Source organism: Sphingopyxis sp. Root1497 (genome assembly GCF_001427085.1).
GTDB lineage: Bacteria > Pseudomonadota > Alphaproteobacteria > Sphingomonadales > Sphingomonadaceae > Sphingopyxis.
On record NZ_LMGF01000005.1, the window covers coordinates 1,552,627 to 1,577,490 of the forward strand.

General features: G+C 66.2%; 22 protein-coding genes and 2 tRNA genes. 13 read left to right on the top strand and 11 right to left on the bottom strand.

All coding sequences use genetic code 11. The features are described 5' to 3' along the window. Positions 1–65: 65 nt before the first annotated feature. From hslV to ASD67_RS21875, 8 genes are all read left to right on the top strand, one after another. Positions 66–632, top strand: coding sequence for an ATP-dependent protease subunit HslV (hslV, locus tag ASD67_RS21840; RefSeq protein ID WP_056351629.1), 567 nt, complete (start codon positions 66–68; stop codon positions 630–632). Between the two features lie 6 nt (positions 633–638). Continuing rightward, a complete protein-coding gene (gene hslU / locus ASD67_RS21845) occupies positions 639–1,940 on the top strand; it encodes an ATP-dependent protease ATPase subunit HslU (protein WP_056351632.1) in 1,302 nt (433 codons plus the stop codon). A gap of 142 nt (positions 1,941–2,082) precedes the next feature. Then, positions 2,083–2,937 carry a helix-turn-helix domain-containing protein gene (locus ASD67_RS21850; RefSeq protein WP_056351634.1) on the top strand — a complete coding sequence of 285 codons (855 nt, stop codon included), beginning with the start codon at positions 2,083–2,085 and terminating at the stop codon, positions 2,935–2,937. Between the two features lie 124 nt (positions 2,938–3,061). Beyond that, complete coding sequence (locus ASD67_RS21855; protein ID WP_082545289.1) at positions 3,062–4,024, top strand: hypothetical protein; 963 nt, start codon at positions 3,062–3,064, stop codon at positions 4,022–4,024. Next, entirely contained in the window at positions 3,978–4,976 is a 999-nt protein-coding gene (tilS, locus tag ASD67_RS21860) for a tRNA lysidine(34) synthetase TilS (RefSeq protein WP_082545247.1), read from the top strand. The genes ASD67_RS21855 and tilS overlap by 47 nt, the downstream gene beginning before the upstream one ends. An 86-nt stretch (positions 4,977–5,062) precedes the next feature. Further along, on the top strand, positions 5,063–7,006 hold the full coding sequence (gene ftsH, locus ASD67_RS21865) for an ATP-dependent zinc metalloprotease FtsH (RefSeq protein WP_056351640.1): 1,944 nt from the start codon (positions 5,063–5,065) through the stop codon (positions 7,004–7,006). 24 nt (positions 7,007–7,030) lie between these two features. After that, a complete protein-coding gene (locus ASD67_RS21870) occupies positions 7,031–7,522 on the top strand; it encodes a hypothetical protein (protein WP_056351644.1) in 492 nt (163 codons plus the stop codon). 9 nt (positions 7,523–7,531) lie between these two features. Then, the gene (locus ASD67_RS21875) at positions 7,532–8,137 is read left to right on the top strand and encodes a DUF3800 domain-containing protein (RefSeq protein WP_056351647.1); all 606 of its coding nucleotides are present in this window, start codon (positions 7,532–7,534) and stop codon (positions 8,135–8,137) included. A 5-nt stretch (positions 8,138–8,142) separates the two neighbouring features. On the opposite strand, the gene ASD67_RS21880 is transcribed toward ASD67_RS21875, so the two are convergent. Together ASD67_RS21880 and rpoZ are read right to left on the bottom strand one after the other, a co-directional pair. Further along, entirely contained in the window at positions 8,143–8,712 is a 570-nt protein-coding gene (locus ASD67_RS21880) for a hypothetical protein (protein ID WP_156377827.1), read from the bottom strand. Positions 8,713–8,839: 127 nt separating this feature from the next. Next, positions 8,840–9,184: a DNA-directed RNA polymerase subunit omega gene (rpoZ, locus tag ASD67_RS21885; RefSeq protein WP_056351653.1), complete on the bottom strand. Its 345-nt coding sequence runs from the start codon at positions 9,182–9,184 to the stop codon at positions 8,840–8,842. Positions 9,185–9,306: 122 nt separating this feature from the next. Between rpoZ and ASD67_RS21890 the strand changes: the two genes are divergently transcribed. Further along, positions 9,307–10,515, top strand: coding sequence for a phospholipase D-like domain-containing protein (locus tag ASD67_RS21890; protein WP_235535785.1), 1,209 nt, complete (start codon positions 9,307–9,309; stop codon positions 10,513–10,515). Positions 10,516–10,518: 3 nt separating this feature from the next. Here ASD67_RS21890 and ASD67_RS21895 read toward each other — a convergent pair whose 3' ends face one another. Then, entirely contained in the window at positions 10,519–11,157 is a 639-nt protein-coding gene (locus ASD67_RS21895) for a class I SAM-dependent methyltransferase (protein WP_156377828.1), read from the bottom strand. 169 nt (positions 11,158–11,326) lie between these two features. On the opposite strand from ASD67_RS21895, the gene ASD67_RS21900 reads away from it, so the two are divergent. Then, entirely contained in the window at positions 11,327–12,640 is a 1,314-nt protein-coding gene (locus ASD67_RS21900; protein ID WP_056351658.1) for an MFS transporter, read from the top strand. Positions 12,641–12,673: 33 nt separating this feature from the next. Here the strand turns inward: ASD67_RS21900 and ASD67_RS21905 are convergent, their stop codons facing one another. After that, positions 12,674–14,995 (bottom strand): CDC48 family AAA ATPase, encoded by a 2,322-nt coding sequence (locus ASD67_RS21905; RefSeq protein WP_082545248.1) that lies wholly within the window; start codon positions 14,993–14,995, stop codon positions 12,674–12,676. A 160-nt stretch (positions 14,996–15,155) separates the two neighbouring features. Here ASD67_RS21905 and ASD67_RS21910 point away from each other — a divergent pair, with 160 nt between their 5' ends. Continuing rightward, positions 15,156–16,034 carry a LysR substrate-binding domain-containing protein gene (locus ASD67_RS21910; RefSeq protein WP_056351661.1) on the top strand — a complete coding sequence of 293 codons (879 nt, stop codon included), beginning with the start codon at positions 15,156–15,158 and terminating at the stop codon, positions 16,032–16,034. A gap of 4 nt (positions 16,035–16,038) precedes the next feature. On the opposite strand, the gene ASD67_RS21915 is transcribed toward ASD67_RS21910, so the two are convergent. Then, positions 16,039–17,121: an AI-2E family transporter gene (locus ASD67_RS21915; protein ID WP_056351664.1), complete on the bottom strand. Its 1,083-nt coding sequence runs from the start codon at positions 17,119–17,121 to the stop codon at positions 16,039–16,041. 93 nt (positions 17,122–17,214) lie between these two features. Beyond that, a tRNA-Thr gene (locus ASD67_RS21920) sits at positions 17,215–17,289 on the bottom strand. Positions 17,290–17,406: 117 nt separating this feature from the next. Here ASD67_RS21920 and ASD67_RS23895 point away from each other — a divergent pair. Continuing rightward, a complete protein-coding gene (locus ASD67_RS23895; RefSeq protein ID WP_262408005.1) occupies positions 17,407–17,535 on the top strand; it encodes a hypothetical protein in 129 nt (42 codons plus the stop codon). Here the strand turns inward: ASD67_RS23895 and ASD67_RS21925 are convergent. After that, entirely contained in the window at positions 17,525–17,839 is a 315-nt protein-coding gene (locus ASD67_RS21925; RefSeq protein ID WP_187141397.1) for a DUF1905 domain-containing protein, read from the bottom strand. The genes ASD67_RS23895 and ASD67_RS21925 overlap by 11 nt on opposite strands. A 5-nt stretch (positions 17,840–17,844) precedes the next feature. Beyond that, positions 17,845–18,849: a peptidylprolyl isomerase gene (locus tag ASD67_RS21930; protein WP_056351672.1), complete on the bottom strand. Its 1,005-nt coding sequence runs from the start codon at positions 18,847–18,849 to the stop codon at positions 17,845–17,847. A 74-nt stretch (positions 18,850–18,923) separates the two neighbouring features. Here ASD67_RS21930 and ASD67_RS21935 point away from each other — a divergent pair. Further along, a tRNA-Ser gene (locus ASD67_RS21935) sits at positions 18,924–19,014 on the top strand. 6 nt (positions 19,015–19,020) lie between these two features. On the opposite strand, the gene ASD67_RS21940 is transcribed toward ASD67_RS21935, so the two are convergent. Genes ASD67_RS21940 through ASD67_RS21950 form a run of 3 tightly spaced genes read right to left on the bottom strand, consistent with a single transcriptional unit; the run spans position 19,021 to position 24,824 of the window. Further along, the gene (locus ASD67_RS21940; RefSeq protein ID WP_056351675.1) at positions 19,021–20,421 is read right to left on the bottom strand and encodes an efflux transporter outer membrane subunit; all 1,401 of its coding nucleotides are present in this window, start codon (positions 20,419–20,421) and stop codon (positions 19,021–19,023) included. Continuing rightward, a complete protein-coding gene (locus ASD67_RS21945; RefSeq protein WP_056351678.1) occupies positions 20,418–23,612 on the bottom strand; it encodes a multidrug efflux RND transporter permease subunit in 3,195 nt (1,064 codons plus the stop codon). Before ASD67_RS21945 ends, ASD67_RS21940 begins: the two co-directional genes overlap by 4 nt. A gap of 6 nt (positions 23,613–23,618) precedes the next feature. Next, complete coding sequence (locus ASD67_RS21950; RefSeq protein WP_056351680.1) at positions 23,619–24,824, bottom strand: efflux RND transporter periplasmic adaptor subunit; 1,206 nt, start codon at positions 24,822–24,824, stop codon at positions 23,619–23,621. Positions 24,825–24,864: the final 40 nt, after the last annotated feature.

A 24,864-nucleotide genomic window follows, 5' to 3' on the forward strand; every position in this document is an offset into this window, starting at 1 on the left:
CCGGCCACAGGGAGGATCGCCGCCCTCCCCTTGCACCCCTCGCCCCACTCTCCCATATCCGCCGCATGAACGATCCCCATGCGCATAGTGCCGCGCCCTGGCACGGAACCACCATTCTTTCCGCCCGCAGCGCCGACAAGGTCGTCATCATCGGCGACGGCCAGGTGTCGATGGGCCAGACGGTGATGAAGCCCAACGCGCGCAAGGTGCGCCGCCTGCACGACGGCAGCGTCATCGGTGGTTTCGCCGGCGCGACCGCCGACGCCTTCACCCTGTTCGAACGGCTCGAGAGCAAGCTCGAACGCCACAATGGCCAGTTGCTGCGCGCCGCGGTCGAACTCGCCAAGGACTGGCGCACCGACAAATATCTCCGCAACCTCGAAGCGATGATGATCGTCGCCGACAAGGAGGTGACGCTCGTCATCACCGGCAACGGCGACGTGCTCGAACCCAAGGGCGGCATCGCCGCGATCGGCTCGGGCGGAAATTTCGCGCTGTCGGCCGCTCGCGCGCTGGTCGATTATGAAAAGGACCCCGAAGTACTGGTGCGCAAGGCAATGGAAGTCGCCGCTGACATCTGCGTCTATACCAACGACCAGTTCACCCAAGAAACCATCGAAATTCAGGCATAAGACCCCATGAACGAAGCCCTTACCCCGAAGGCGATCGTCGCCGCGCTCGACACGCATATCATCGGCCAGCATGCCGCCAAGCGCGCGGTCGCCGTCGCAATGCGCAACCGCTGGCGCCGCCAGCAGCTCGGCCCCGACCTCCGCGACGAGGTCAGCCCCAAGAATATCCTGATGATCGGCCCCACCGGCTGCGGCAAGACCGAGATCTCGCGCCGCCTGGCCAAGCTCGCCGACGCGCCCTTCATCAAGGTCGAGGCGACGAAATTCACCGAGGTCGGCTATGTCGGCCGCGACGTCGAACAGATCGCCCGTGACCTTGTCGAGGAAGCGGTGCGGCTGGAGAAGGACCGCCGCCGCGAGGCGGTGCGCGCCGCCGCCGAGGAAGCCGCGATGGAACGGCTGCTCGACGCGCTCACCGGCAAGGGTGCCAGCGAAGCAACGCGCCAGAGTTTCCGCCAGCGCATCCGCGAAGGCCATCTCGACGACAGCGAGGTCGAGATCGAGGTTTCCGATGCGCCGTCGATGCCGTTCGAACTGCCGGGCCAGCCGGGGCAGATGAGCATGATCAACCTGTCCGACATGCTCGGCAAGGCGATGGGTGGTGCGCCCAAGAAGCGCCGCAAGCTGAAGGTCATCGAGGCCGCGACGCGGCTGATCGAGGAGGAGCAGGACAAGCGCCTCGACCAGGACGATGTCGCGCGCATCGCGCTCGCCGATGCCGAGGCGAACGGTATCGTCTTCCTCGACGAGATCGACAAGATCGCGGTCAGCGATGTGCGCGGCGGATCGGTAAGCCGCGAGGGCGTCCAGCGCGACCTGCTGCCGCTGATCGAAGGCACGACCGTCGCGACCAAATATGGGCCGATGAAGACCGACCATATCCTGTTCATCGCCTCGGGGGCCTTCCATGTCGCCAAGCCGAGCGACCTGCTCCCCGAACTCCAGGGTCGCCTGCCGATCCGGGTCGAACTCGGCGCCCTGACCGAGGGGGATTTCGTGCGTATCCTGACCGAGACCAAGGCCGGACTGCCCGAGCAATATTCGGCGCTGATCGCGACCGAGGGCGTGACGCTGAACTTCACCCCCGATGCCATTGCGCGCGTCGCGAAGCTCGCCGCCGACGTCAACGAGAAGGTTGAGAATATCGGCGCGCGGCGATTGCAGACGATCATGGAACGACTGGTCGAGGAAATCAGCTTCACCGCCGAGGACCGCGGCGGAACGGTCATCGACATCGATGCCGCCTATGTCGACAGCCAGCTTTCCGACATCGTCGGCGACACCGACCTCAGCAAATATGTGCTCTGACGGCCTGCCGCGCGGACGGGCGTAATTCCCGTCCTTTTCAGCCGTTCCTTTGCCGAACTTCATTTGACTTTGCCGCGCCGTCAGTGCGATGAACGGCGCGCAAGGTCGACATGGGTTGCAAACGACCGGCACGGAGATTTTGATGGCAGACGAGGAAGCCCCGGAGCAGGGCGAACTGGCGATCACGCGGACGGGCGACCGGCTGCGGTTGGCCCGCGAAGCCGTGGGCCTGTCGCTCGCCGATGTGGCGACACGGACGCGCATCACCCAGCGCCATCTCGAAGCGATCGAGAAGTCCGAGTTTTCGGGACTGCCGGGCCGCACCTATGTGACCGGATTCGCGCGCGCCTATGCCCGCGCCGTCGACCTGCCCGAGGCCGAGATCGGCGCGGCCATCCGCCGCGAACTCGAAGAAGACGCTTATGGTTCGCGCCCGCTTTACGAAGCCTATGAACCGACCGACCCGGCGCGGCTGCCGACCGCTCGGCTCGCCTGGACCCTGGTCATCGTCGCGCTGCTGCTCGGGTCCGCTTATGGGATCTGGCGTTTCCTGTCGGTCGAACCCGACGAGGCGCTGATCGCGGCGCAGAATCAGGCCGCCGACAACTCCGAGGCCCCGGCGACCGCGCCCGGCACCGCGCCGGCGCCGAAAGCCGCCGCGCCGGGCCAGGCCGTCCCCGCCGATGCGCCGGTCGTGCTGACCGGCCTGTCCGAAGTGTGGATCGGCTTCGACGATGCGACCGGCAAGACCGAGAATTGGCGCACCCTCGACGCGGGCGAAACCTATGAGGTGCCGGCGGCATATGTTCAGCAGTTCACGCTGCGCACCAGCATTCCGCAGGCGCTGAAGGTCACCGTCGGCGGCCGCGACATCGGTGCGGTCGGACCCGCCGATACGCTGGTCAAGAATATCTCGCTCAAGCCCGCCGATCTGGTCGCGCGAGCCGACGGCGCGGGGGCGGCGCAAACCATCCCGCCGGTGGCGACGAAGCGCTGAGCGGCGCCCCGGTCCGCCGGGCTGAAAGGTCGCCGCGCCGAATTGGGTTTGCGCAAGCGGCCCTTGGCGCGTTATGAGCCAGGTAATGGTTAATCGGGTGTGGGAGCCGAAAAGGCAGATGACGATGCGTAACTATTTTCTGGGAACCGCGGCCGCCGCGCTGCTGGTTTCGCTTCCCGGTGCCGCGCACGCGCAGGACGACACGATCGGCAAGCGCGTCGACCGGCTCGAAAAGGAAATGCGCGCGGTACAGCGCTCGGTGTTTCCGGGCGGCAGCCCCGCCTTTTTCGAAGGCGAGATCGCACCCGACAATGTCGCCGGCGACCGGGTGAAGAGCAGCGCGCCGGTGATCGACCTCACCGCGCGCGTCGACGCGCTCGAAAACCAACTGCAGACGCTGACCGGCCAGACCGAGCAGAACGCGTTCCAGCTGCGCGAACTCGAAAAACAGTTCACCGCCTACAAGGCCGAGGTGGACAAGCGCTTCGCCGCGCCGCCGCCGACGGTCGAAACGACGCCCGCGAGCCTGCCCGTCACGACGGTCGCCAGGCCGCCCGCGACGACGCCTGCCTCGACGACGAAGCCGGCCACGACCACCGCCGCCGCGCCGGTGAAAAAGCCCGCGGCGCCCCCGGCAGCCCCCGCCGCGAGCGCCGCCCGCCTCGCGCTGGTAAAGAAGGTCGAGATTCCGGCGACCGGAAACGAAACCGACGACGCCTATAATTATGGCTATCGCCTGTGGGAGGCGAAGCTCTATCCCGAGGCGCAGACCCAGCTGAAGGACGTCGTCGCCAAATGGCCGCAGCACCGCCTCGCCAGCTTCGCGCAGAATCTGCTCGGCCGCACCTATCTCGACGAAGGCAAGCCGAGCCTCGCCGCGGTCGCCTTCTATAACAATTACAAAGATCGGCCGAGCGGCGCCCGCGCCCCGCACAGCCTGATGTACATGGGGGTCGCACTCGACAAGCTGGGCCGCAAGGCCGACGCCTGCAAGGCTTTCCGCGAGCTCGAGGAAGTCTATGGCGACAAGGCTCCGCAGGATGTGCGTACCGATGCTGCCGCCGCAAAAACAAAAGCCGGCTGCTGAGGCCGACGCCGTCCACCGGCTGGGGCGCCAGCTGGCGTCGCTCGTCGGTCCGGACTGGCAGCAGCGCAGCTATGGCGTCGCGGTATCGGGCGGGCCGGATTCGATGGCGCTGCTCTGGCTGATGACCAGCCTGCTGCCCGGGCAGGTGCGCGCGGCGACCGTCGATCACGGCCTGCGACAGGGTTCCGACGAGGAAGCCCGCATGGTCGCGGGCTTTTGCGCGCGTGAACTCATCCCGCATGCCACGCTGACCCCGCCGACCCCGATCAAGGGGTCGCAGCAGGCGGCGGCGCGCACCGAACGCTATCGCTTGCTCGAACAGTGGCGCAAGGACGAGGGGCTCGGCCACATCCTCACCGCGCATCATGCCGACGACCAGCTCGAAACGATCGTGATGCGGCTCAACCGCAGCAGCGGCGTCGGCGGGCTGGCGTCGATCCGCGCCAGGAACGGCGCGATTCTGCGTCCGCTGCTCCATTGGCGGCACGACGAACTGGTCCGCATCGCGCTCGACGAGGACCTTCCCTTCGTCGACGATCCGTCGAACAGCGACAGCCGTTTCGACCGTGCCCGGCTGCGTCATGCGCTCGCGTCGCAGAAGCTGCTCGACGTCGAGGCGGCGTCGCGTTCGGCCGACTGGCTGGCCGAGGCCGACGACGCGATCGACTGGGCGGTCGAACGGCTGATCGCCTCCTGGCCCGACGCCTCCGACATCGCGGTGATCCGCGACGAAGGCTATCCGCCGGAGATTTTCCGCCGGGTCGTAACCCAGCGGCTGCGCGCCAACGACGGCGGTCTTGCGCTACGCGGCGCCTCGCTCGACGGGGTCGTCACGGCGATGAAGAATGGGCGGCGCGCAATGGTGGGGGCGCTGCTGATCGATGCGGTTCCGGGCCTCGCCGGCACCATCTGGCGTATTTCCGCCGCGCCGCGCCGGAAAGCCCGCAAATAACCGCCTTTGGCTCATTGTCATTTAACGCGATTATCCTATCTTGGCAGGGTTGATGCGCGACGTGCGCGATATTTGGAAAGTTTCCGATGCAGGACGACAAGGAACCGCAGGGCAACCCCTGGATGAAGAGCGTGATGATCTGGAGCGGCATCTTGCTCGCCATGCTCCTCGTCGCCTCGATGTTCGGCGGCGCGTCGCAGCCCGCGGGGACCCCGCTGACCTACTCCGAATTCCGCCAGAAGGTTCAGGAAGGCACGGTCAAGGACGTCGTGCTGACGGAGGAGCGTGCCACGGGCACGTTGACGAACAACGAACGGTTCAGCGCCAACCTGGTGCCCGATCCCAGCCTGCTCAAGCTACTCAACGACAACAATGTCAAATATGACGGCAAGCCGACCGAAACCGGCAATATCTGGGTCTATCTGCTGATCCAGTCGCTGCCCTTCCTGCTGATTCTCGGCATCGCCTTCTTCGTCTTCCGCCAGGTGCAGAAGAACAACGGTTCGGGCGCGATGGGATTCGGCAAGTCGCGCGCCAAGATGCTTACCGAGAAACAGGGCAAGGTGACGTTCGACGACGTCGCCGGCATCGACGAGGCGCGCGAGGAGCTTGAGGAAATCGTCGAGTTCCTGAAAGACCCGACGAAATTCTCGAAGCTTGGCGGCCAGATTCCCAAGGGCGCGCTGCTCGTCGGCTCGCCCGGCACCGGCAAGACCCTGCTCGCCCGCGCGATCGCCGGCGAGGCGGGCGTGCCCTTCTTCACCATTTCGGGCTCGGACTTCGTCGAAATGTTCGTCGGCGTCGGCGCCAGCCGCGTACGCGACATGTTCGAACAGGCCAAGCGCAACGCGCCGTGCATCGTCTTCATCGACGAGATCGACGCCGTCGGCCGCCATCGCGGCGCCGGGCTCGGCAACGGCAATGACGAGCGCGAACAGACGCTCAACCAGTTGCTTGTCGAAATGGACGGCTTCGAGGCGAATGAGGGCATCATCATCGTCGCCGCGACCAACCGCCCCGACGTGCTCGACCCCGCGCTGCTGCGTCCGGGCCGCTTCGACCGCCAGGTCGTCGTGCCGCGCCCCGACATCGAGGGTCGCCAGAAGATTCTTGAGGTGCACACGCGCAAGAAACCGCTCGCGCCTGACGTCGATCTGCGCCGCGTCGCGCGCGGTACGCCGGGCTTCTCGGGCGCCGATCTGGCCAACCTCTGCAACGAAGCCGCACTGCTCGCCGCGCGCAAGGGCAAACGCCTGATCGCCAGCGACGAATTCGAGGAAGCCAAGGACAAGGTCATGATGGGCGCCGAGCGGCGTTCGATGGTGATGACCGAGGACGAGAAGAAGTCGACGGCCTATCATGAGGCCGGCCATGCGCTCGTCTCGCTGCACGTCGAAGGCTGCGACCCGCTCCACAAGGTGACGATCATCCCGCGCGGCCGTGCGCTGGGCGTGACCTGGAATCTGCCCGAGCGTGATCGCTATTCGACCAACATGAAGCAGATGAAGGCGCGGCTCGCGCTCTGTTTCGGTGGCCGCATCGCCGAGCAGCTGATCTATGGCAAGGATGAGCTCAACACCGGCGCGTCGAACGATATCCAGCAGGCGACCGACATGGCGCGCTCGATGGTCATGGAATATGGCATGTCCGAAAAGCTCGGCTGGCTGCGCTATCGCGACAACCAGGACGAGGTGTTCCTGGGCCATAGCGTGTCGCGCGCGCAGAATATGTCCGAAGACACCGCGCGACTGATCGACGCCGAAGTCCGCCGCCTCGTCGAGGAAGGCGAGAATGTCGCGCGCAAGGTGCTCACCGACAATCTCGACGAGCTTCACCTGCTCGCCGCCGCGCTGCTCGAATATGAGACGCTGTCGGGTGAGGAATCGAAGCGCGCGATCAAGGGCGAGGACATCGGCCGCGAGGACGACCAGAGCAAGCACGGCACCCCGGTGTCGGGCCACGCCGGCTCGCTGCCGCAGATCAAGCGCAAACCGCGCCCCTTCGGCGACGTCAATCCGCAGGGTGCGTAAATTTCCGTTGGTGGGGGTTTGGGAATGAAGCGCAAGAAGTTCGGCCTGCCGCGGTTCGGCCTCGGCGTCGCGGCGATGTTCGCGCTCGCCAGTCCGGTGCAGGCGTTCCAGCGCGTCGAGTTCAGCCAGAATGTCGAGGTCGAGACCGTGACGACCGGCGCCGAGGGCCAGCGCAAGATCAGTTTCTCGGCACCCGAGACCGTCGTTCCCGGCGACCGGCTGCGCTTCACGCTGCAACTCGACAACCAGACCAGCGAATCCGCCGCCGGCCTCAAATTCGTCAACCCGATCCCGCCCGAGGTGCGCTTCGCCAGCACCGACGATATGGCGGGATTTTCGGTCTCGATCGACGGCGGCAAGACCTATGGGACCCTTGCCGGGCTGACGGTGCCGGTGGCTGGCGCGGCGGCACGTCCGGCGACCGCCGACGACGTCACCCATGTCCAATGGGTCCTGCCCGAACCGCTGGCGGCGGGCGCGGTCAAGAAGGTGACCTTTTTCGGCATCGTCCGCTAGGCTGCGGGCATGACCATTTATTGCGATGAATCGGGCGGACTCAACGCGGGCGCGATGACCTTCGCCGCGGTGATGCTGACGCCCGAAGCGGCGGCGGACATCCACAAGCGTTTTCGCGGCGTCACCGGGCTGCGCGGCGAACTGAAAGGCAGCCGCATCTCGGTCGTCGAGCGCGCCTATCTGCTCGAACTGTTCGACCGAGCCGGCGGCCGCGCCTGGGTCGCGGTGGCTGAGCGCGATACGCTTGCGAAAAACGCGGACGGCACCATGCCGAGCGACCTCGCTCTCTATGGCGCATTGCTCAACAGTGCAGTCGGCCACTGGCTGCCCGAGACCGGCGGCGTGTGCACCGACGTCGTCATCGACGACGGGCGCTACGACCCCAAGATCCTGTCGCACGTCCGCGCGGAAATCCAGGCCGGCCTCGGGCAATGGGGCCGCGCCTCGCTCGCCGACAGCAAGCGCAGCGACGGCGTCCAGATCGCCGACGTGATCGCCAACAGCCTGTTCAACATCGCGGTGAAGTCCCCACGCGCGGCGCGGATCGAGCGGATCATCGAGCCGATGCTGGCGTCGAAGGCGATCCGGGTGGCGGAGCAGACTCGAGTTCCCTAAGCGAGCTATGGCAACTCGCCGCCCCGGATGCGTGCCGAAAGCGGCAGCCCATATGCCGACGCGAGTTCAGGATTCTCACGAAGCAATTTATCGAGATCTGCTTGATTCTCCTTTAGGCGCGCAACCTCCAATTCCAGCGCAGCTGCGCGATCTTCGCTCTCACGCCACTGGAACAGATCGCGCTGATCGGGTTCCAAGACTTCCGTGACCACATCGCGTGACACGCCGAGCACGAACAGCGGGACAATGGCCGCAAGGAAAAGCAGCAGGCAGGAGAGCGTGTTCGACCGAAATGCCAGTATCCCCAGAAGGACGGTAGCCAGAGCGGCACCCCAGAAGCCAATCGTCAGCCAAGCCACCATGAGAGATGGACGGCCCAGCATACGCAGAAGGCGTCGGATTTCCAGAAGTGCGTACAGGCTTGCCATGATCGATACGCCCGTCAGAATCGAGCGTCCCCATGATTGGGGCATACCCGCCTGATAGAGTTCAAACGAAGTTGCCAGCGTTTCGACAAGGCCGACAAACAGGGCAAAAATGCTCGCTACGGCTAGCTTATAGGGGCGATGGGTCATGTCCACCCTCCGGGACATCGAAACTATCTGTAAGTCTTGCGTCGAGAGAATAGCATGCAACCTTTTTGCCAACAAAAAGGGCCGCGGTTTCCCGCGGCCCTCCTTGGTGATCCGATATGGCTTCGACTTATTCGAAGTCGCTGCCACCGCCCGCGGGGCTGCGCGGCGGCGCAGCGGCGGTGAGGCGCAGGGCTTCGGCCGAGCGGCTGATCGAGCTGATTTCATCGGGCGTATCGTCGTCGTCGACGACAACCTTCTGCAACGATATGGTCAGCGCTTCCGACAGATCCTTCGGGCGCACGGTCTGTTCGGCGATCTCGCGCAGCGCGACGACGGGGTTCTTGTCGCGGTCGCGATCGACGGTCAGCTCCGAACCACCGGAGATTTCGCGGGCGCGGTGCGCCGAGAGCAGAACCAGATCGAAACGGTTGGAAACTTTGTCGACGCAATCTTCGACGGTAACGCGGGCCATGTGTTTTCCTTGATCGAGGAGAGGCCAGCCCGGAGGCATGGCGGCAAGCGCTGCGCGCTAGCAGGCGGCCCGACGAATGTCAACGAATCCCCTGCCCTTGCCCCCACCGTCGCGGCCGTCCTATGAGCGATGGCATGATCGCCGATCCCGTCCCCGCCAGCGAACTCCAGACGCTGCGCGCCGACGTCGCCGGCCACCGGCTGGAGGTCATCTTCGACGGGGCGGAACGGCTCGAACGGCTGCTGGCGCTGATCAACGGCGCGATCCGCAGCATCGACCTGGTCATGTATATCTTCCGGCAAGACGGTGCGGGCACGCGGATTCTCGACGCGATGACGATGGCGGCGAAACGCGGGGTGCGCGTTCGCGCCGTGATCGACAGCTTCGGCTCGTCGGACACCGCCGACGCCGTCTTCGCCCCGTTGCGCGACGCCGGCGGCGGCGTGACCTTTTTCTCGCGCCACTGGCGTTCGACCTATCTCATCCGCAATCACCAGAAGCTGTTGCTGGTCGACGAGGAGATCGCGGTGACCGGCGGTTTCAACATCGCCGACCCCTATCTCAACCGCCGCGACACCCATTGCTGGTTCGACCTTGGCATCGTCGTGCGCGGGCCCTCGGTGGCGCGAATGGTCGACTGGTTCGCCGAGATCCACGATTACACCGTCAACGACGACGGCAAGCTGCTCGCGCTGCGCCGCCTGATCCGCGAATGGCCGGTGGACAGCGGGCCGGTGACCTGGCTCGTCGGCGGCCCGACCCAGCGGCTGTCGCCCTGGGCGCGCGCGGTGCGTACCGACCTCGAGGGCGCGCGTCGGCTCGATATGGTGATGGCCTATTTCTCGCCCGGCCAGGGCATGTTGCGGCGGCTGGGCAGGGTCGCGCGGCGCGGGCGGACGCGCTTCATCATGTCGGCGAAGTCCGACAATCCCGCCACGATCGGTGCCTCGCGGCTGCTCTATGGCTATTTGCTGCGCAAAAGGGCGGCGATCTGGGAATATCAGCCGTGCCGGCTGCATATGAAGCTGATCGTCATCGACGATGTCGTGCACGTCGGCACCGCCAATTTCGACATGCGCAGCCTGTTCGTGAACGTCGAGGTGATGCTGCGTATCGAGGACGCCGGATTTGCGGCGCAGATGCGCGATTTCGTCACCCGGCAAAAGCCCGACTGCGAGGTCATCACGCGCAAGCGCCACAAGGCGCGCGCGAGCTGGCTGACCCGGCTGCGCTGGACGCTCGCCTGGTTCGTCGTCGGGGTGGTCGATTATACGGTGACGCGCCGGCTCAACTTCGGGCTTGGAGAGATCGATCCCGAGACCGAGATCTGATCCTCAGTCCTTCCAGCCCCAGAACAGGAAGCAGGGCGGGACGTTGACCCATTCGAAGGCATTGTCGATGCGCGCGAAATGCGCCGCGAGGAAATCGCGCGCGCGGGCGCGGAACTGATAGACGAGGAAGGCGCCGCCGGGGCGCAATGCGCGGTGCGTCGCCGCCGCGATCGCCGGGCCGACACCTGCGGGCAGGGTCGAGAAAGGCAGGCCCGACAGGACATAGTCGGCATGGTCGAAACCATGGGCGCGAATGATCTCCTCGACGTCGGCGGCCGACCCGTGCACCGCGATGAAGCGGCTGTCGCGGATGTCCTTGCGCAGATAGTCGATGAAATCCTCGTTGGTGTCGATCGCGATCAGCGTCGCATCGCCCGCCATCCGTTCGAGCACCGGGCGGCAAAAGGTGCCGACGCCGGGACCATATTCAACGAACAATTTGGTATTCTTCCAGTCCACCGGCTTCAGCATGTGGCGGATCAGCGTCGGCGACGACGGCACGATCGACCCGACCATCACCGGATGCTTGATGAAGCCCTTCACGAACATGCCCCACGGCCCGAAAAAGCGCCGCGCGCGGTCCCTGATCCGTTTGATCAGGGGAACCTTTTGTTCTTGGGCCTGCGCCCGGGGATTGGACATGATGGCTTTCGCGTTGTTGCGGACCCTTGAGGCGTGGCAAAATCGGGCGCGCGGCGCAAGGAAAGAGTGCGCTTGACAATCCCCGCCCACGTTCCGTCGCTGGACAGACGGGACAGGCCGTGTAGGACAATCGGGCCAACGACTTATGCAAAAAGAGGGGGAGCCGGGAATGTCGAATGTCAGCCGTTCGATCCCCCCCGACCGGATGGCGGTGCTGTTCGCGGTGATGCTTGTCGCCGCCGCGGGCAATACCGCGATGCAATCGATCCTGCCCGCGATCGGCGCGAAACTGCATATTCCCGACGTCTGGGTCAGCCTGGCGTTCAGCTGGTCGGCGCTGCTGTGGGTGCTCACCGCGCCGCATTGGGCGCGCCAGTCGGACAAGCGCGGGCGCAAGGCGCTGATGGCGCTCGGCGTCATCGGGTTCCTGTCGTCGATGGCGCTGTGCGGGCTCGTCCTCTGGTCCGGGCTGATGGGCTGGCTCGCCGCCGGCACCACCTTCATCCTCTTCGCGCTGTTCCGCAGCCTTTATGGCGGCTTCGGCTCGGCCGCGCCGCCGGCGGTCCAGGCCTATGTCGCGGCGCGCACCGACCCGGAAGAGCGCACCCAGGCCCTGTCGCTCGTCTCCTCGTCCTTCGGTCTCGGCACCGTCATCGGCCCGGCGATCGCGCCCTTCTTCATCCTGCCCATCGTCGGGTTGGCGGGCCCCCTGCTCGTCTTCGCGCTGATCGGGATCATCGTGCTGGTCATGCTGCGCTGGCGCCTGCCCAACGACATCCCGCGCTTCGCCGCGCGCGGCGCGATCGCGTCTTACCCGCTGTCGGCGGGTCCTTCCGAACCGACCGCCGAAGACGAGAATGAACCCGACCTGCCGCCACAGGAACCCTTGAGCTGGAACGATCGGCGCGTGCGCCCCTGGCTGCTCGCAGGCTTTTTCGGCGGACAGGCGCAGGCGATGATGCTCGGCGTCATCGGCTTCCTGATCCTCGACCGGCTCGAACTGCGACTGCGCCCCGACGAAGGGGCGGCGATGACCGGGATCGTGCTGATGGCCGGCGCCTTCGCGACCCTGCTTGCCCAATGGGGGCTGATCCCGCTGTTCAGACTAACCCCGCGCCCCACCGTGCTGTGGGGCGCCACGCTCGCCATCGGCGGCATATTGATGACCGGCCTCGCACAGGATCTGCACGGCATCGTCATCGGTTTCGCCACCGCTTCGCTGGGTTTCGGGCTGTTCCGCCCGGGCTTTACTGCGGGCTCGTCGCTCGCCGTGCCGCGTCGCGACCAGGGCGCCGTCGCCGGCATGACGGCATCGATCAACGGATCGGCCTATATCATTTCGCCCGCGATCGGCGTGCTGCTCTATAACTGGCACCCGATGGTCGCCTACGGCCTGATGGCCGGATTCTGCGGCTGGCTGGTCCTCTGGGGATGGAAGGCGCTGCGGCAGGACCAGGCCTTCGGTACCGCCCACGAACCCTAGCCCCGAGCCTGTCGGTTCGGGGCTAGGGGGAATTCAGTCGGTCGCCTCGTCGTGCTTGCGCTCGCGCACTGGCTTGAGCATGCCGGGCGCGAAAAAACCGATCGGATCGACGCTCATCGCGTTCTGTTTGATCTCGCCCTGGATTTTTTCATAATCCTTCTCCATCGCCTCGGTGACCGAGGCGCGCGTATCCTTGAGCGCGGTGTCGAAGTCCGCCATCGTCACCGTATCGCTGTCGATCGACCGCTTGAGCGCGGCGAGGCCGGCGCGGCGCGTCAAATCCTCCAGATCGGCGCCGGTGAAGCGGTCCGATTTCTCGGCGAGCACCGACAGGTCGACATCGTCCGCCAGCGGCATCTTGCCGGTCTGGATTTCCAGGATGCGCTTGCGCCCCTCGGCATTGGGCACCGACACATAGATCAACTCGTCGAGCCGCCCCGGGCGGAGCAGTGCCGGGTCGATCAGATTGGGCCGGTTGGTCGCCCCGATCACGACGACCGACTGCATCTCCTCGATCCCGTCCATCTCGGCGAGGATCGTATTGACGACGCGTTCGGTCACCTGCGGTTCGCCCGACGTGCCGCTGCCGCGCGCGGGCACCAGACTGTCGAGTTCGTCGATGAAGATGATCGTCGGCGCGACGGCGCGGGCGCGGGCAAACAGCCGCGCGATCTGCTGCTCGCTCTCGCCATACCATTTCGACAAGAGGTCGGACGATTTGATCGAGATGAAATTGGCGTCGGATTCGCGCGCCGCCGCCTTGGCGAGCAGCGTCTTGCCCGTGCCCGGCGGGCCATAGAGCAGGAAGCCCTTGGCCGGACGAATGCCGAGCCGCCGGAACGCCTCGGGGTTCTTCAGCGGCAGTTCGATCCCCTCGATCAGCTTGTCGCGCGCCGCGTCGAGCCCGCCGATGTCGCTCCAGCGCGTCTTGGGCGCCTGCACCATCACCTCGCGCATCGCCGACGGCTGCACGCGTTTCAGCGCATTGTTGAAGTCCTCGCGCGTGACGCGAAGCTCCTCCAGCACCTCGGGCGGAATCGTCCCCTCCTCCAGGTTGAGCTTGGGCATGATCCGCCGCACCGCCTCGATCGCCGCCTCGCGGGTCAGCGCCGCCATATCGGCGCCGACAAAGCCAAAAGTCGTGCGCGCCAGTTCGCCCAGGTCGACGTCCTCGGCCAGCGGCATACCGCGCGTGTGGATGCCCAAAATCTCGCGCCGCCCGCTTTCGTCGGGAACGCCGATGACGATTTCGCGGTCGAAGCGGCCCGGACGCCGCAGCGCCTCGTCGATCGCGTCGGGGCGATTGGTCGCCGCGATCACGACCAGGTTGGTGCGCGGTTCCAGCCCGTCCATTAGCGTCAGCAACTGCGCGACAAGGCGCTTTTCGGCCTCGCCGGTTACCTGTCCGCGTTTCGGCGCGATCGAATCGATTTCGTCGATGAACAGGATCGACGGAGCGGCCTTGGTCGCAGCCTCGAACACGTCGCGCAGCCGCTTTTCGGACTCGCCATAGGCGGACCCCATGATCTCGGGCCCGTTGATCAGGAAGAATTGCGCATCGCTCTCGTTGGCGACCGCGCGCGCCAGCCGCGTCTTGCCGGTGCCCGGCGGCCCGTGCAGCAGCACCCCGCGCGGCGGATCGACGCCGAGGCGGCGGAACAGTTCGGGGTAACGCAGCGGCAGTTCGACCATCTCGCGCAACTGGTCGATCGTCTCGCCCAGCCCGCCCAGATCGTCATAAGTGACGTCGGTGCGCCGCGCATCCTGCGGCTCCTGATATTCGGGGAGCAGCTCGATCTCGGTATTCTCGTCAATGAAGACGACGCCCTTCGGGGCGGCCGATACGACGATCAGGCGAACTTCGGCGAGCGCATAGGCGGGCGCGTTGAGCATCTGCCGCAATTGCGGCGGCATGTCGCCCGACGGCAAGCGCTGCTGCCCGGCGGTCGCCACCGTATCGCCGGCCACCAGCGGACGGCCGAAAAAGCTGCGCTTCAGCGCGTTCGCCGATCCCTGCAGCCGCAGATTTTCCTGCGCCGGGGCGAACACCACGCGCGTCGCGGGGCGTGTTTCGACCCGGGTCAGCGCCACCATGTCTCCCGCGCCCGCACCGGCATTGGCGCGCTGCAGGCCATCGAGGCGGATCACATCGAGTCCCTCGTCCTCGGCATAGGGCAGCACGACGCGCGACGCAGTGCCGCGCTTGCCGCTGATCTGGACGATATCGCCTTCGGTGACGCCCAGTTCGGCCATCGCCGCGCGCGGAATGCGGGCGATGCCGCCACCGCTTTCCTCGGCGCGGGCGTTCGCCACCTGCAATTTGACCTGTTTTTCTTTTACCGCTGCTTCGGCCAAGGCGTGTCTCCCGCAAAATGGTCAGAACGGCGAAGATAGGACGCCGGTTCCCGTTTTGCGACCCCTTTGGATACACGCCGGCCAAGCGGGACTTATGCCGCAGCGCACAAAAATTGTTGGCATGGGCCGCACTGTCATGTCACTATCATGGACACACGATATGCCACGTCTCCCTCCCCTCAGCAGCATGGAAGCCTTTCTCGAGGTTGCCCGGCACGGAACGGTCAAGGCCGCGGCGAGCGAACTCGGCCTGTCGATGCCCGCGTTGTCGCGGCGCATCCAGACGCTCGAACATGCCGTCGGCCGACCGCTGTTCGATCGCCACCACCATGGATTGCGGCTGACCGAAGCGGGACGCGCGCTGCAGGACCAATTGTCGCCGATCCTCGACGAATTGCGCGCGGTGGTGGTGCAGGCGAGCAGTCCCGACGCGTCGATGCGGCTGCACCTCAACGTCCTGCCGCTCTTTGCCCAGCAGCGCCTGTTCCCGCGCCTGCCCGAACTCCGGCAACAACATCCCGAACTGCATATCGACATCGACACCATGTCGCACGCCGAGGCGCGGCTGGGCGAAGGGATCGACGCCGCGATCGCGCTCGCCCGCACGATCGACCCCGCGCTCTATGCGGCGCGGCTCGACCAGGACAAGGTGTTCCCGATCGCGTCGCGGACGCTGACCGAAACGGGCCGTCCGATCACGGTCCCCGAACAGTTCCAGCGCCTGACGATCCTCGTCCATCGCGAAATGCCCGAAACCTTCACCGAATGGAAAAAGGCGATCGGCATGCCCTATCTCGAGCCCGCCGGGATCGACTATTTCGATTCGGGGCCGCTGATGCTCGAGGCCGCGGCGCAGGGCATCGGCGTCGCCTTCATGCACGGCCATCATCTCGACGACGCGCACGACCCGCGGCTCATCCGCCTGTTCGATTTCGACGTCGACAGCCCGTACAGCTATTGGTTCGTCTGCCGCCCGCGCGCGCTGCGCCAGCCGGCGGTGAAGCTGTTCCACGACTGGCTGCTCGCGGCGAAGATCTGAGCGGTCAGGCCGGGCTGGCGGCGGATTCGCCGCGCATGGTCGTCGCAATGTCCCATACGGCGATGAACATCGCGGCGATCACCGGGCCGATCACGATGCCGTGAAACCCGAAAAGCTGGAGCCCGCCGAGCGTGGTGATCAGCACGACATAATCGGGAATGCGGGTCTCGCGTCCGACCAGCACCGGGCGCAGCACATTGTCGACCATCCCGATGACGAACAGCCCGCACAGCACCAGCACCAGCCCCTGCCAGATTTGCCCGGTGAACAGCAGGTAGAGCGCCATCGGAACCCAGACCAGCCCCGTCCCGACCGCGGGAAGTAGCGAGGCCGCGCCCATCAGCACCCCCCACAACAGCGCCGCCTCGATCCCCAGCGCCCACAGCACGATCCCGCCGATCAGCCCCTGCAGGATCGCGACGACGATGCTGCCCTTGATTGTGGCGCGAACCACGACGACGAAACGACTGGCGAGCAGTTCGAGATGGTCGGTGCGCAGCGGCATCGCACGCCGGATGCTCTGTTGCAGGCCCTCCCCGTCGCGGATCAGGAAATAGGCGAGATAGAGCATCACCATCAGGTTGATCAGCAATCCGAAGAGGCTCTGTCCGATCGACAGCGCCTGCCCCAGGATCGCGCGGACGCCATCGGCCGCTCCGCCGCCCAAAATGCTCTTCGCGGTCGCGATATTGCCCAGGTCGATGCGGTCGACCCACGATGCCAGCCATTCGGGCATGCCGGCGCGGAAGTTGGTCCAGATAAGCGTCGGGTCGATCGCCCCCGAATGGATGCGCTGATAGACGGCGGCGGCTTCGTTGATCAGCGCGACGGCGAGGATGGACGCGGGCAGGATGACCATCGCCAGGATCAGCAGAATGGTCAGCAGCGCGGCGCCGTTGCGCCGCCGGGGCATCTTCGTCAGCAGGCGGCGATAGAGCGGCTCGAACAGGATGGCGGCAATCACCGCCCACAGGATCGCGGCGGCGAACGGCAACAGGACCACCGCAAAGGCGATCGAAATCGCGATCAGGATCGCCAGAAAGGACCAGCGATTGCCGTCCCGCATCCGATCGTCGCTGTCCGCCATGCTTCTCCCCGCCGATGCCGCCGGGCGCGGCACGCCCGCGACTCTAGGCCGCGAGGTGCGCCGCCGTAAAGCTGAACGTCGCTGTCAGGAAAATGGTGCTGCTGGACAGGATTGAACTGTCGACCTCGTCATTACCAATGACGCGCTCTACCACTGAGCTACAGCAGCAACCGGGCCGCCGCGAACGCGTGTTCGCTGGGCAGGCGCGGCCTATGGCGGGGCCTCTGCCGCCTGTCAAGGCGATAGGCTTGACGCTTTGCCGATTTCGCGGGCATGGACGATGGCGTGAGCAAGCCCCCCTCCCCCGCCGACCTCGAACGCGAACGCCGCCTGGCCGAAGCGCTGCGCGAAAATCTGCGCAAACGAAAGGCGCAGGCGCGCGAAACCCGGACCGAAACCCCGCCTAAAGACTGACGGTCACCGTCACGTCGTCGCCCTCGGCGATCCCCTCGGCCTTGCGCACCGCGGCCTTCACCGGAAGGATCCAGCCGCCGCTTTCCTTGTGCGGAAAGACCGAGGTGTTCCAGCTTGTATCGCCGATCGTCACCGCGACCCGCGCCGACCCGAATCCGCCGCGCTTGTCGAGCCATTGCCCCGACATCGCCGCAACGCGAATGCCGTCGGCGACCTCGCCGTCGATCGTCAGGAAAAACCAGGCGGCGGGCGCCGTCGCCGACTGCCAGCGCCATAAAGGCGTGGTGGTGGTAAAGCTTTCCACGCCTGCTATTTCGCCGCGCGGACCGGGACCGGGATATTGCAGATGTCGGCACCACCGGCGGGCTTGATGAAGAACGGATCGCGCCGGTTCGCCCGCGCATCGGCATATTTCGCGAAGCTGTCGCTCTCGGTCGAGAGATATTCGAACTTCGGCTGGTCGGCGGGCGGCAGATCGGTCGCGATCCGGATCGACGCGATCGGCACCCGCTCGGCTTCGCTTTCATAGAAACCAAGTGCGCCCGTCCCGCGCGGCAGGCTCGACAGATATTCGATGCCGCTGATCACGCGCCCGACAAGCGCGATATTGCGGTCGAGGTGGCGGGGGGCATGGCCGATGACGGTGTAGAGTTCGGCGCCCGATCCGGTGTCGGGTGAGAGGTTGCGACCGACACCGACCATGCCATAGCAATGGATCGGCCAGGCGCTCTGCGTCAAATTCGACGGAATGGACTTGCCCTTCTCGTCTTGAATGAGCGTATCCCAGATTTGATCATAGGCAACCGCCCAGCCTTCGTAGAAGAAATTGCTCCTGCTGTAGGCGTCGATTCCATATGGCGATTGCGGATCGATCCTGATCGGGTTTGTTGCGATCGCCGGGTTTGCAATCGCCGTTTCGTAAGCGCTCTCCGGCACCACCGCCAAACCCTCGGGCAGCGCCTTCTTCTCGGTCGCGTCGCCCCATTGCGCGACATAATTGTCCTGCACCCGGTTGACGCTCGTCCCGTCCCACCAATGCGCGGCGGCGAGCTTGCGGATATTGCCGATCCACCCCTGGCTGAACGGCACGGGCATCAGCTGGATGACGACGCGGCGCGGCTTGCCCTTCGCGTCCAGCGCAAGGTCCATCACCAGCAGGTCCGATGCGGGAATCTCGATCCAGTCCGCCGCCGGCGCGGCCGCCGCGATCTCGCCCGGTGACGGGATTTCGGCGGCCGGCGCCGGTGCCTGCTGCGCGGCGGAGGGAGCGGTGAGCGTGAGGGCCGCTGCGGCGGCGAGGAGGCTGTGTTTCATAGGCGATGTCTGCCACGCCCATGCCGCTTGCGAAAGCCCCGCCAAGCGATTAGGGCGCCCCTTCCAGTGCATGCGGAGCGGTGGCCGAGTGGTCGAAGGCGCTCGCCTGGAAAGTGAGTATACGTCAAAAGCGTATCGAGGGTTCGAATCCCTCCCGCTCCGCCATTTTCCCTATTCGGTCGAAATCCCATCGTCGCCCAGCGAGCGGTACAGCGTGATCCGGTTCCGCACCGCTGCCAGTTCGACCGCGATCTGGGCGCGGCGGGCGCTGTAGAGGCTGCGCTGCGCGTCGAGGCTCGACAGGAAGCTGTCGACCCCACCGCGATAGCGCGCGTCGGTCAGCCTTGCCGTATCGGCCGCCGCCTCGGTGTTGGCGCGCGCGGCGCGCAGCCGCTCGCCAAGCGTGCCCTGATCGGCGAGCGCGTCGGCGACTTCGCGAAACGCGGTCTGGATCGCGCGTTCGTAACTCGCGAGCGCCGCATCGCGCTGCGCCTCGCTGACCGCGACCCCGGCACGGCGCCCGCCGGCGTCGAAGATCGACAGGCTGGCGTCGGCGCCCGCGCTGAAGCGGAGCGCGTCGCCGGTGAACAGCGACCCCAGCGCATCGCTCGCGAAACCGAGCAGCCCGGTCAGCGAGATCGTCGGGAACAGCCGCGCGCGCGCGACGCCGATATCGGCATTGGCGGCGCGGAGCAGATATTCAGCCTCGACCACGTCGGGTCGGCGCAGCAGGACTTGCGAATTGGTTCCCGCCGGCAGCGTCGCGATCGACGCGCTCACCTCGTCGAGGGTCTGCGGCAACAGCGCCTTGTCGTAATCGGCACCGACGAGCAGCCGGATCAGATTCTCGTCCTGCGCCACCGCGGCGGTTTGCAACGCCAGGTCGCCCTCGGCGGTCGCCAGCACCTGTTCGGCCTGGCGCAGGTCGGTGCGCGGTGCGACCCCGCCCTCCAACCTTGCACGGGTCAACGTGACGCTGCGCCGCGCGCTGTCGGCGGTCTCGCGCGCGATTCCCAGCAGTTCGCGGTCGGCGGCATGGTTGGTCCAGGCCTCGGCCAGGTCGGCGACCAGCGCCAGGCGCACGGTGCGGGCCACCGCCTCGGTGGAAAAGGCGCGGTCGCGGTCGGCGGCGGTCGCATTGGCGAGCCGCCCGAACAGGTCGAGTTCGAACGCCGAGACCCCGGCCTGCAACGCATAGCTCTCGCGTCCACCGCTCGCGACGCCACCCGAAATACCGCCGTCGGTATAATCGCCCGAGCCGCTGATCCCGATCGCCGGGAACTGCGCCGATCGGGTCACCCGCACCTGCGCCCGGGCTGCCGCGACATTGGCGGCGGCGACGCGCAGTTCGCGGTTGTTGGCGAGCGCCTGATCGATCAGCGCCAGCAGCCGCGGATCGCGAAACAGGGCGGCGAGCGTCACCCGCGGCAGCGCCGCCTCGCTCTGCGCCAGATAGGCGTCGCCGACCGGCCACGACGCCGGCACCGGCGGCGCCGGCTGGACATATTTGGGCGCCAGCGAACAGGCGCCCAGCGCCAGCGTCGCCGCGCCCAGAAGCAGGACGCGCGTCATGCCGCCACCTCGCTGCCGTCACGCCGGCGGCCGATCCAGCCGCGCACCGCGAGCAACCCGTCGCGCACCCCGCGGCGGACGAGGACGAAGAAGAGCGGAATGAAGAAGATCGCGAGGAAGGCGGCGGTGAGCATGCCGCCGATCACCGAGGTGCCGATCGCGACGCGACTGTTCGCGCCCGCCCCGGTCGCGATCGCCAGCGGCAACACGCCGAAGATGAAGGCGAAGCTGGTCATCAGGATCGGACGCAGGCGGATGCGCGCCGCGGCGACCGCCGCCTCGATCACGCGCTTGCCCTTGCGCTCTTCCTGTTCGGCGAATTCGATCATCAGGATCGCGTTTTTCGCCGCGAGTCCCATCGTCGTGAGCAGGCCGATCTGGAGATAGACGTCGTTTTCGAGCCCGCGCAGCGTCACCGCGAAGACCGCGCCGATCAGTCCGAGCGGAATGACGAGCAGCACCGCGAGCGGGATCGACCAGCTTTCATAGAGCGCCGCGAGGCACAGGAAGACGACGAGCAGCGAAATCGCATACAGGAAGGGCGCCTGCCCCGACGACAGCCGCTCCTGATAGGAGGAACCCGACCAGGCCACGCTGGTGCCGGCAATCTCGCCCGCCATGCGCTCCATCTCGTTCATCGCCTCGCCCGAACTGGTGCCGGCGGCCGGCTGCCCCGAGATTTCGAACGCCGGCACGCCCTGAAAACGCGAACTGCTGCTCGGCGTCGTCGACCAGCCGACCTTTGCAAAGGCCGAGAAGGGCGACATCTCGCCGTCGCTCGATCGGACGTACCATTGGCCCAGATCCTCGGGCTTGGCGCGATAGGGCGCATCGCCCTGCACATAGACGCGCTTGACGCGGCCCTTGTCGATGAAGTCGTTGACGTAGCGCCCGCCCCAGGCGGTCGCGAGCGTCGAATTCACGTCGCTGTTGGTCAGTCCATAAGCGGTCAGTCGCTGGGTATCGACGTCGACCTTCAGCGTCGCGACGTCGGGAAGGTCGGACAGGCGCACCGATGTCAGCTTGGGATTGGCGTTCGCCATCGCCAGCAGTTTCTCGCGCGCTTCCACGAATTCTTCGCGGCTCATGCCGCTGCGGTTCTGGAACTGCATCGTGAAACCCGAGGAATCGCCGAGACCGCGCACCGCGCCGGGCACGAGCGCAAAGATCTGGGCATCGCGCAGTCCGCTCAGCGCCTTGCGCGCGCGCGCAGCGATCGCGTCGGCGGTGTTTTCATCGCCCAAACGCTCGTCCCAATGGACGAGGTTGACGAAACCCTGCCCGGTATTCTGTCCCGCGGCCGAACCGCCGCCGCCACCCGCGATCAGGAACAGCGCCCCGACGTTCGCCTTTTCCTCGGTCAGCATATATTTTTCGATCGCGTCGCGGACCTCGAGCGTCCGCCCCTGCGTCGCGCCGGCGGGCAGACGGAACTGGACTTGGACGCGCCCCTGGTCCTCGTTGGGCAGGAAGCCGCCGGGCAGGCGCAGGAAGAGCACGGCCAGCGCGACGAGCAGCACCGCATAGATGCCGAGGAACAGCCATTTATGGTCGACCACCTTGGTCACGCTGCCGACATAGCGCTCGACGGTGCGGTCGAAGCGGGTGTTGAAGCCGTCTTTCGCCCGCTCGAGCAAGGCGCGCGCGCGTGGAAAACGCCCCCGCGGCGTCGCGGCGTCGCCCTGATGCTTGGGCTTGAGCAAGGTCGAGGTCAGCGCCGGGCTGAGGATCAGCGCGACGAGCACCGACAGCATCATCGCCGAAATGATCGTGACCGAGAACTGGCGATAGATGACACCGGTCGATCCGCCGAAGAAGGCCATCGGCAGGAACACCGCCGACAGCACCAGCGCGATCGCGATCAGCGCGACCTGCAATTCCTGCATCGACTGGATCGTCGCCTCGCGCGCCGACATTTCGGGATTCTCTTCCATCAACCGCTCGACATTCTCGACGACGACGATCGCGTCGTCGACGAGCAGGCCGATCGCGAGCGTCAGCCCGAACAGCGTCAGCGTGTTGATGCTGAACCCCAGGATATAGAAGATCGCAAAGGTCCCGAGCAGCACCACCGGCACCGCGATCGCCGGGATAAGCACCGCGCGCCAGCTTTGCAGGAAGACGAACATGACGAGGATGACCAGCAGGATCGCCTCGAACAGCGATTTCTGCACCTCGCTCACCGACAGCTTGATGAAGGCGGTGGCATCGTTGGCGTAGCTGTAGGTCAGTCCGTCGGGGAAATCGGCGGCGAGTTCCTCCATCCGCGCCTTCACCCGGTCGGCGGTTTCCAGCGCGTCGGAACCGGGCGACAACGAGATCGACATGCCGGCGCCGGGGTGGCCGTTGATGCGGCTCACGACGGCATAGCTTTCGGCGCCGATCTCGACCCGCGCGACATCCTTGATCCGCACTGCCGCCCCGTCGGGCAGCGTCTTGAGCACGATATTTTCGAACTCGGCCACCGTCTGCATTCGCGACTGGGCGGTGACCGTGGCGTTGAGCATCTGGCCCTGCGGCGACGGCAGGCCGCCGACCTCGCCCGCCGCGACTTCGGCATTCTGCGCGGTGATCGCCGAAATCACATCGCTCGGCATCAGCGACACCGCGGCGAGCCGCTGCGGGTTGAGCCAGATTCGCATCGCGTGCGGGCCGCCGAAGATATTGACCTCGCCCACGCCCTCGACGCGCGACAGCGGGTCCTGGATGTTCGACGCCATATAGTCGGACACGTCCTGGTTCACGCGCGTGTCGGTCGCGTCATAGACGCCGACGAGTAACAGCGTGTCCGAATTGGCCTTGGTGACGCGAATGCCCTGCGCCTGCACCTGTTGCGGCAGGCGCGACAGCGCCGCCTGGATCTTGTTCTGGACCTGCACCTGCGCGATGTCGGGGTCGGTGCCCTTGGCGAAGATGGCGGTGATGTTCGCCTGCCCGCGCGAACTCGACTGCGAACTGAAATAGAGCAGCCCGTCGATCCCGGTCAGTTGCTGCTCCAGTACCTGGGTGACGCTATTCTCGATCGTCTCGGCCGATGCACCCGGATATTGCGCGCGGATGTTGACCTGCGCCGGCGCGATGTCGGGATATTGCTCGATCGGCAGCAGGTACAACCCGCCAACCCCGCCGAGCATGACGATGATCGCCAGCACCCATGCGAAAATCGGACGATCGATGAACAGACGCGACATGGGCGGTCAGTTACCCTTCGCCGCTGGCTTTTCCGAAGCGCCGCCCGCCGTGCCGCCCTTGGGCACCCCGACACGTTGCCCGCTGCTCGCCGTGACAGGGCGGATCGGCTGCCCCTGCCGCAAATTGCCGAGCCCCTGGCTGATGACGCGGTCGCCCGCCTTCAATCCGTCGGTGACGATCCAGTCGGTGCCCAATGTGCGATCGGCCTTCACCTTGCGGCGCTCGGCCTTGTTGTCCTTGCCGACCAGATAGACGAATGCCGACCCGTCGAAATCGCGCTGCATCGCCGCCTGCGGCACGCGGAAGGCATTTTCTTCGATCGCCTGGTCGAACGCCGCCTTCACGAACATGCCGGGAAGCAGCGTGCCTTTGGGATTCGGGAAACGCGCGCGCAATGTCACCGTGCCGGTTTCCTCGCTGACCACCGCTTCGGAAAATTCGATCGTTCCGGCAAAGCCATAAGCGCTGCCGTCTTCGAGGATCAGCCGCACGCTGGTGCTGCCCGGCAGGACACCGCCCGCGGCGATCGACTGGCGCAGCGCGGTCAATTCGGCGCTCGACTGCTGCATGTCGACATACATCGGGTCTGTACGCTGGATCACCGCGAGCGGATCGGTCTGGTTGGCGTTGACCAACGCACCGGCGGTGAACAAGGTTCGCCCGATGCGACCGCTGATCGGCGCGGTGATCGTCGTATAGCGCAGGTTGATCCGCGCGGTTTCGAGCGCCGCTCCATTCTGTGCGACGACCGCATTGGCAACGCGCGCCTGCGCCAGTGCGTCGGTGTAATCCTGCTTGGCGATCGCCTCCATCTCGGCGAGCGGGCGGAAACGGTCGGCCTTGACCTTCGCCGCTTCTGCGCTGGCGCGCGCGCTCGACAGATTGGCGGCCGCCTGGTCGACCGCGGCCTGATACAGGCTGGCGTCGATCTGGAACAGCGGCTGGCCGGCGCGGACATAACCGCCCTGTTCGAACAAGCGCCGCCGGATCAGACCGTTGATCTGCGGGCGGACTTCGCTCGTCTCGAACGCCACCGTCCGCGCGCCAAGTTCGATCGGCACCGGAACGGTGGCCGGCTGGACGACGACATAGCCGACCTCCGGCGCCTGCCGGTTGCCATCGCCCTCGTCGCTCGCCGAACAGCCCGCAAGCAGCACCATCGCGACACAGATCGCGCCGAGCCGAAGCCTCGGCCGCCCATTCACATGCATTCGAAGAACCTTTTCGGGCTGGGGACTAGCCTTAAGTCGC

Bases quoted from the DNA above. Each gene is read 5' to 3' on its own strand.
- hslV (WP_056351629.1), top strand. From the start codon at position 66: ATGAACGATCCCCATGCGCATAGTGCCGCGCCCTGGCACGGAACCACC.
- hslU (WP_056351632.1), top strand. From the start codon at position 639: ATGAACGAAGCCCTTACCCCGAAGGCGATCGTCGCCGCGCTCGACACG.
- ASD67_RS21850 (WP_056351634.1), top strand. From the start codon at position 2,083: ATGGCAGACGAGGAAGCCCCGGAGCAGGGCGAACTGGCGATCACGCGG.
- ASD67_RS21855 (WP_082545289.1), top strand. From the start codon at position 3,062: ATGCGTAACTATTTTCTGGGAACCGCGGCCGCCGCGCTGCTGGTTTCG.
- tilS (WP_082545247.1), top strand. From the start codon at position 3,978: ATGTGCGTACCGATGCTGCCGCCGCAAAAACAAAAGCCGGCTGCTGAG.
- ftsH (WP_056351640.1), top strand. From the start codon at position 5,063: ATGCAGGACGACAAGGAACCGCAGGGCAACCCCTGGATGAAGAGCGTG.
- ASD67_RS21870 (WP_056351644.1), top strand. From the start codon at position 7,031: ATGAAGCGCAAGAAGTTCGGCCTGCCGCGGTTCGGCCTCGGCGTCGCG.
- ASD67_RS21875 (WP_056351647.1), top strand. From the start codon at position 7,532: ATGACCATTTATTGCGATGAATCGGGCGGACTCAACGCGGGCGCGATG.
- ASD67_RS21880 (WP_156377827.1), bottom strand. From the start codon at position 8,712: ATGACCCATCGCCCCTATAAGCTAGCCGTAGCGAGCATTTTTGCCCTG.
- rpoZ (WP_056351653.1), bottom strand. From the start codon at position 9,184: ATGGCCCGCGTTACCGTCGAAGATTGCGTCGACAAAGTTTCCAACCGT.
- ASD67_RS21890 (WP_235535785.1), top strand. From the start codon at position 9,307: ATGAGCGATGGCATGATCGCCGATCCCGTCCCCGCCAGCGAACTCCAG.
- ASD67_RS21895 (WP_156377828.1), bottom strand. From the start codon at position 11,157: ATGTCCAATCCCCGGGCGCAGGCCCAAGAACAAAAGGTTCCCCTGATC.
- ASD67_RS21900 (WP_056351658.1), top strand. From the start codon at position 11,327: ATGTCGAATGTCAGCCGTTCGATCCCCCCCGACCGGATGGCGGTGCTG.
- ASD67_RS21910 (WP_056351661.1), top strand. From the start codon at position 15,156: ATGCCACGTCTCCCTCCCCTCAGCAGCATGGAAGCCTTTCTCGAGGTT.
- ASD67_RS21915 (WP_056351664.1), bottom strand. From the start codon at position 17,121: ATGGCGGACAGCGACGATCGGATGCGGGACGGCAATCGCTGGTCCTTT.
- ASD67_RS21930 (WP_056351672.1), bottom strand. From the start codon at position 18,849: ATGAAACACAGCCTCCTCGCCGCCGCAGCGGCCCTCACGCTCACCGCT.
- ASD67_RS21940 (WP_056351675.1), bottom strand. From the start codon at position 20,421: ATGACGCGCGTCCTGCTTCTGGGCGCGGCGACGCTGGCGCTGGGCGCC.
- ASD67_RS21945 (WP_056351678.1), bottom strand. From the start codon at position 23,612: ATGTCGCGTCTGTTCATCGATCGTCCGATTTTCGCATGGGTGCTGGCG.
- ASD67_RS21950 (WP_056351680.1), bottom strand. From the start codon at position 24,824: ATGCATGTGAATGGGCGGCCGAGGCTTCGGCTCGGCGCGATCTGTGTC.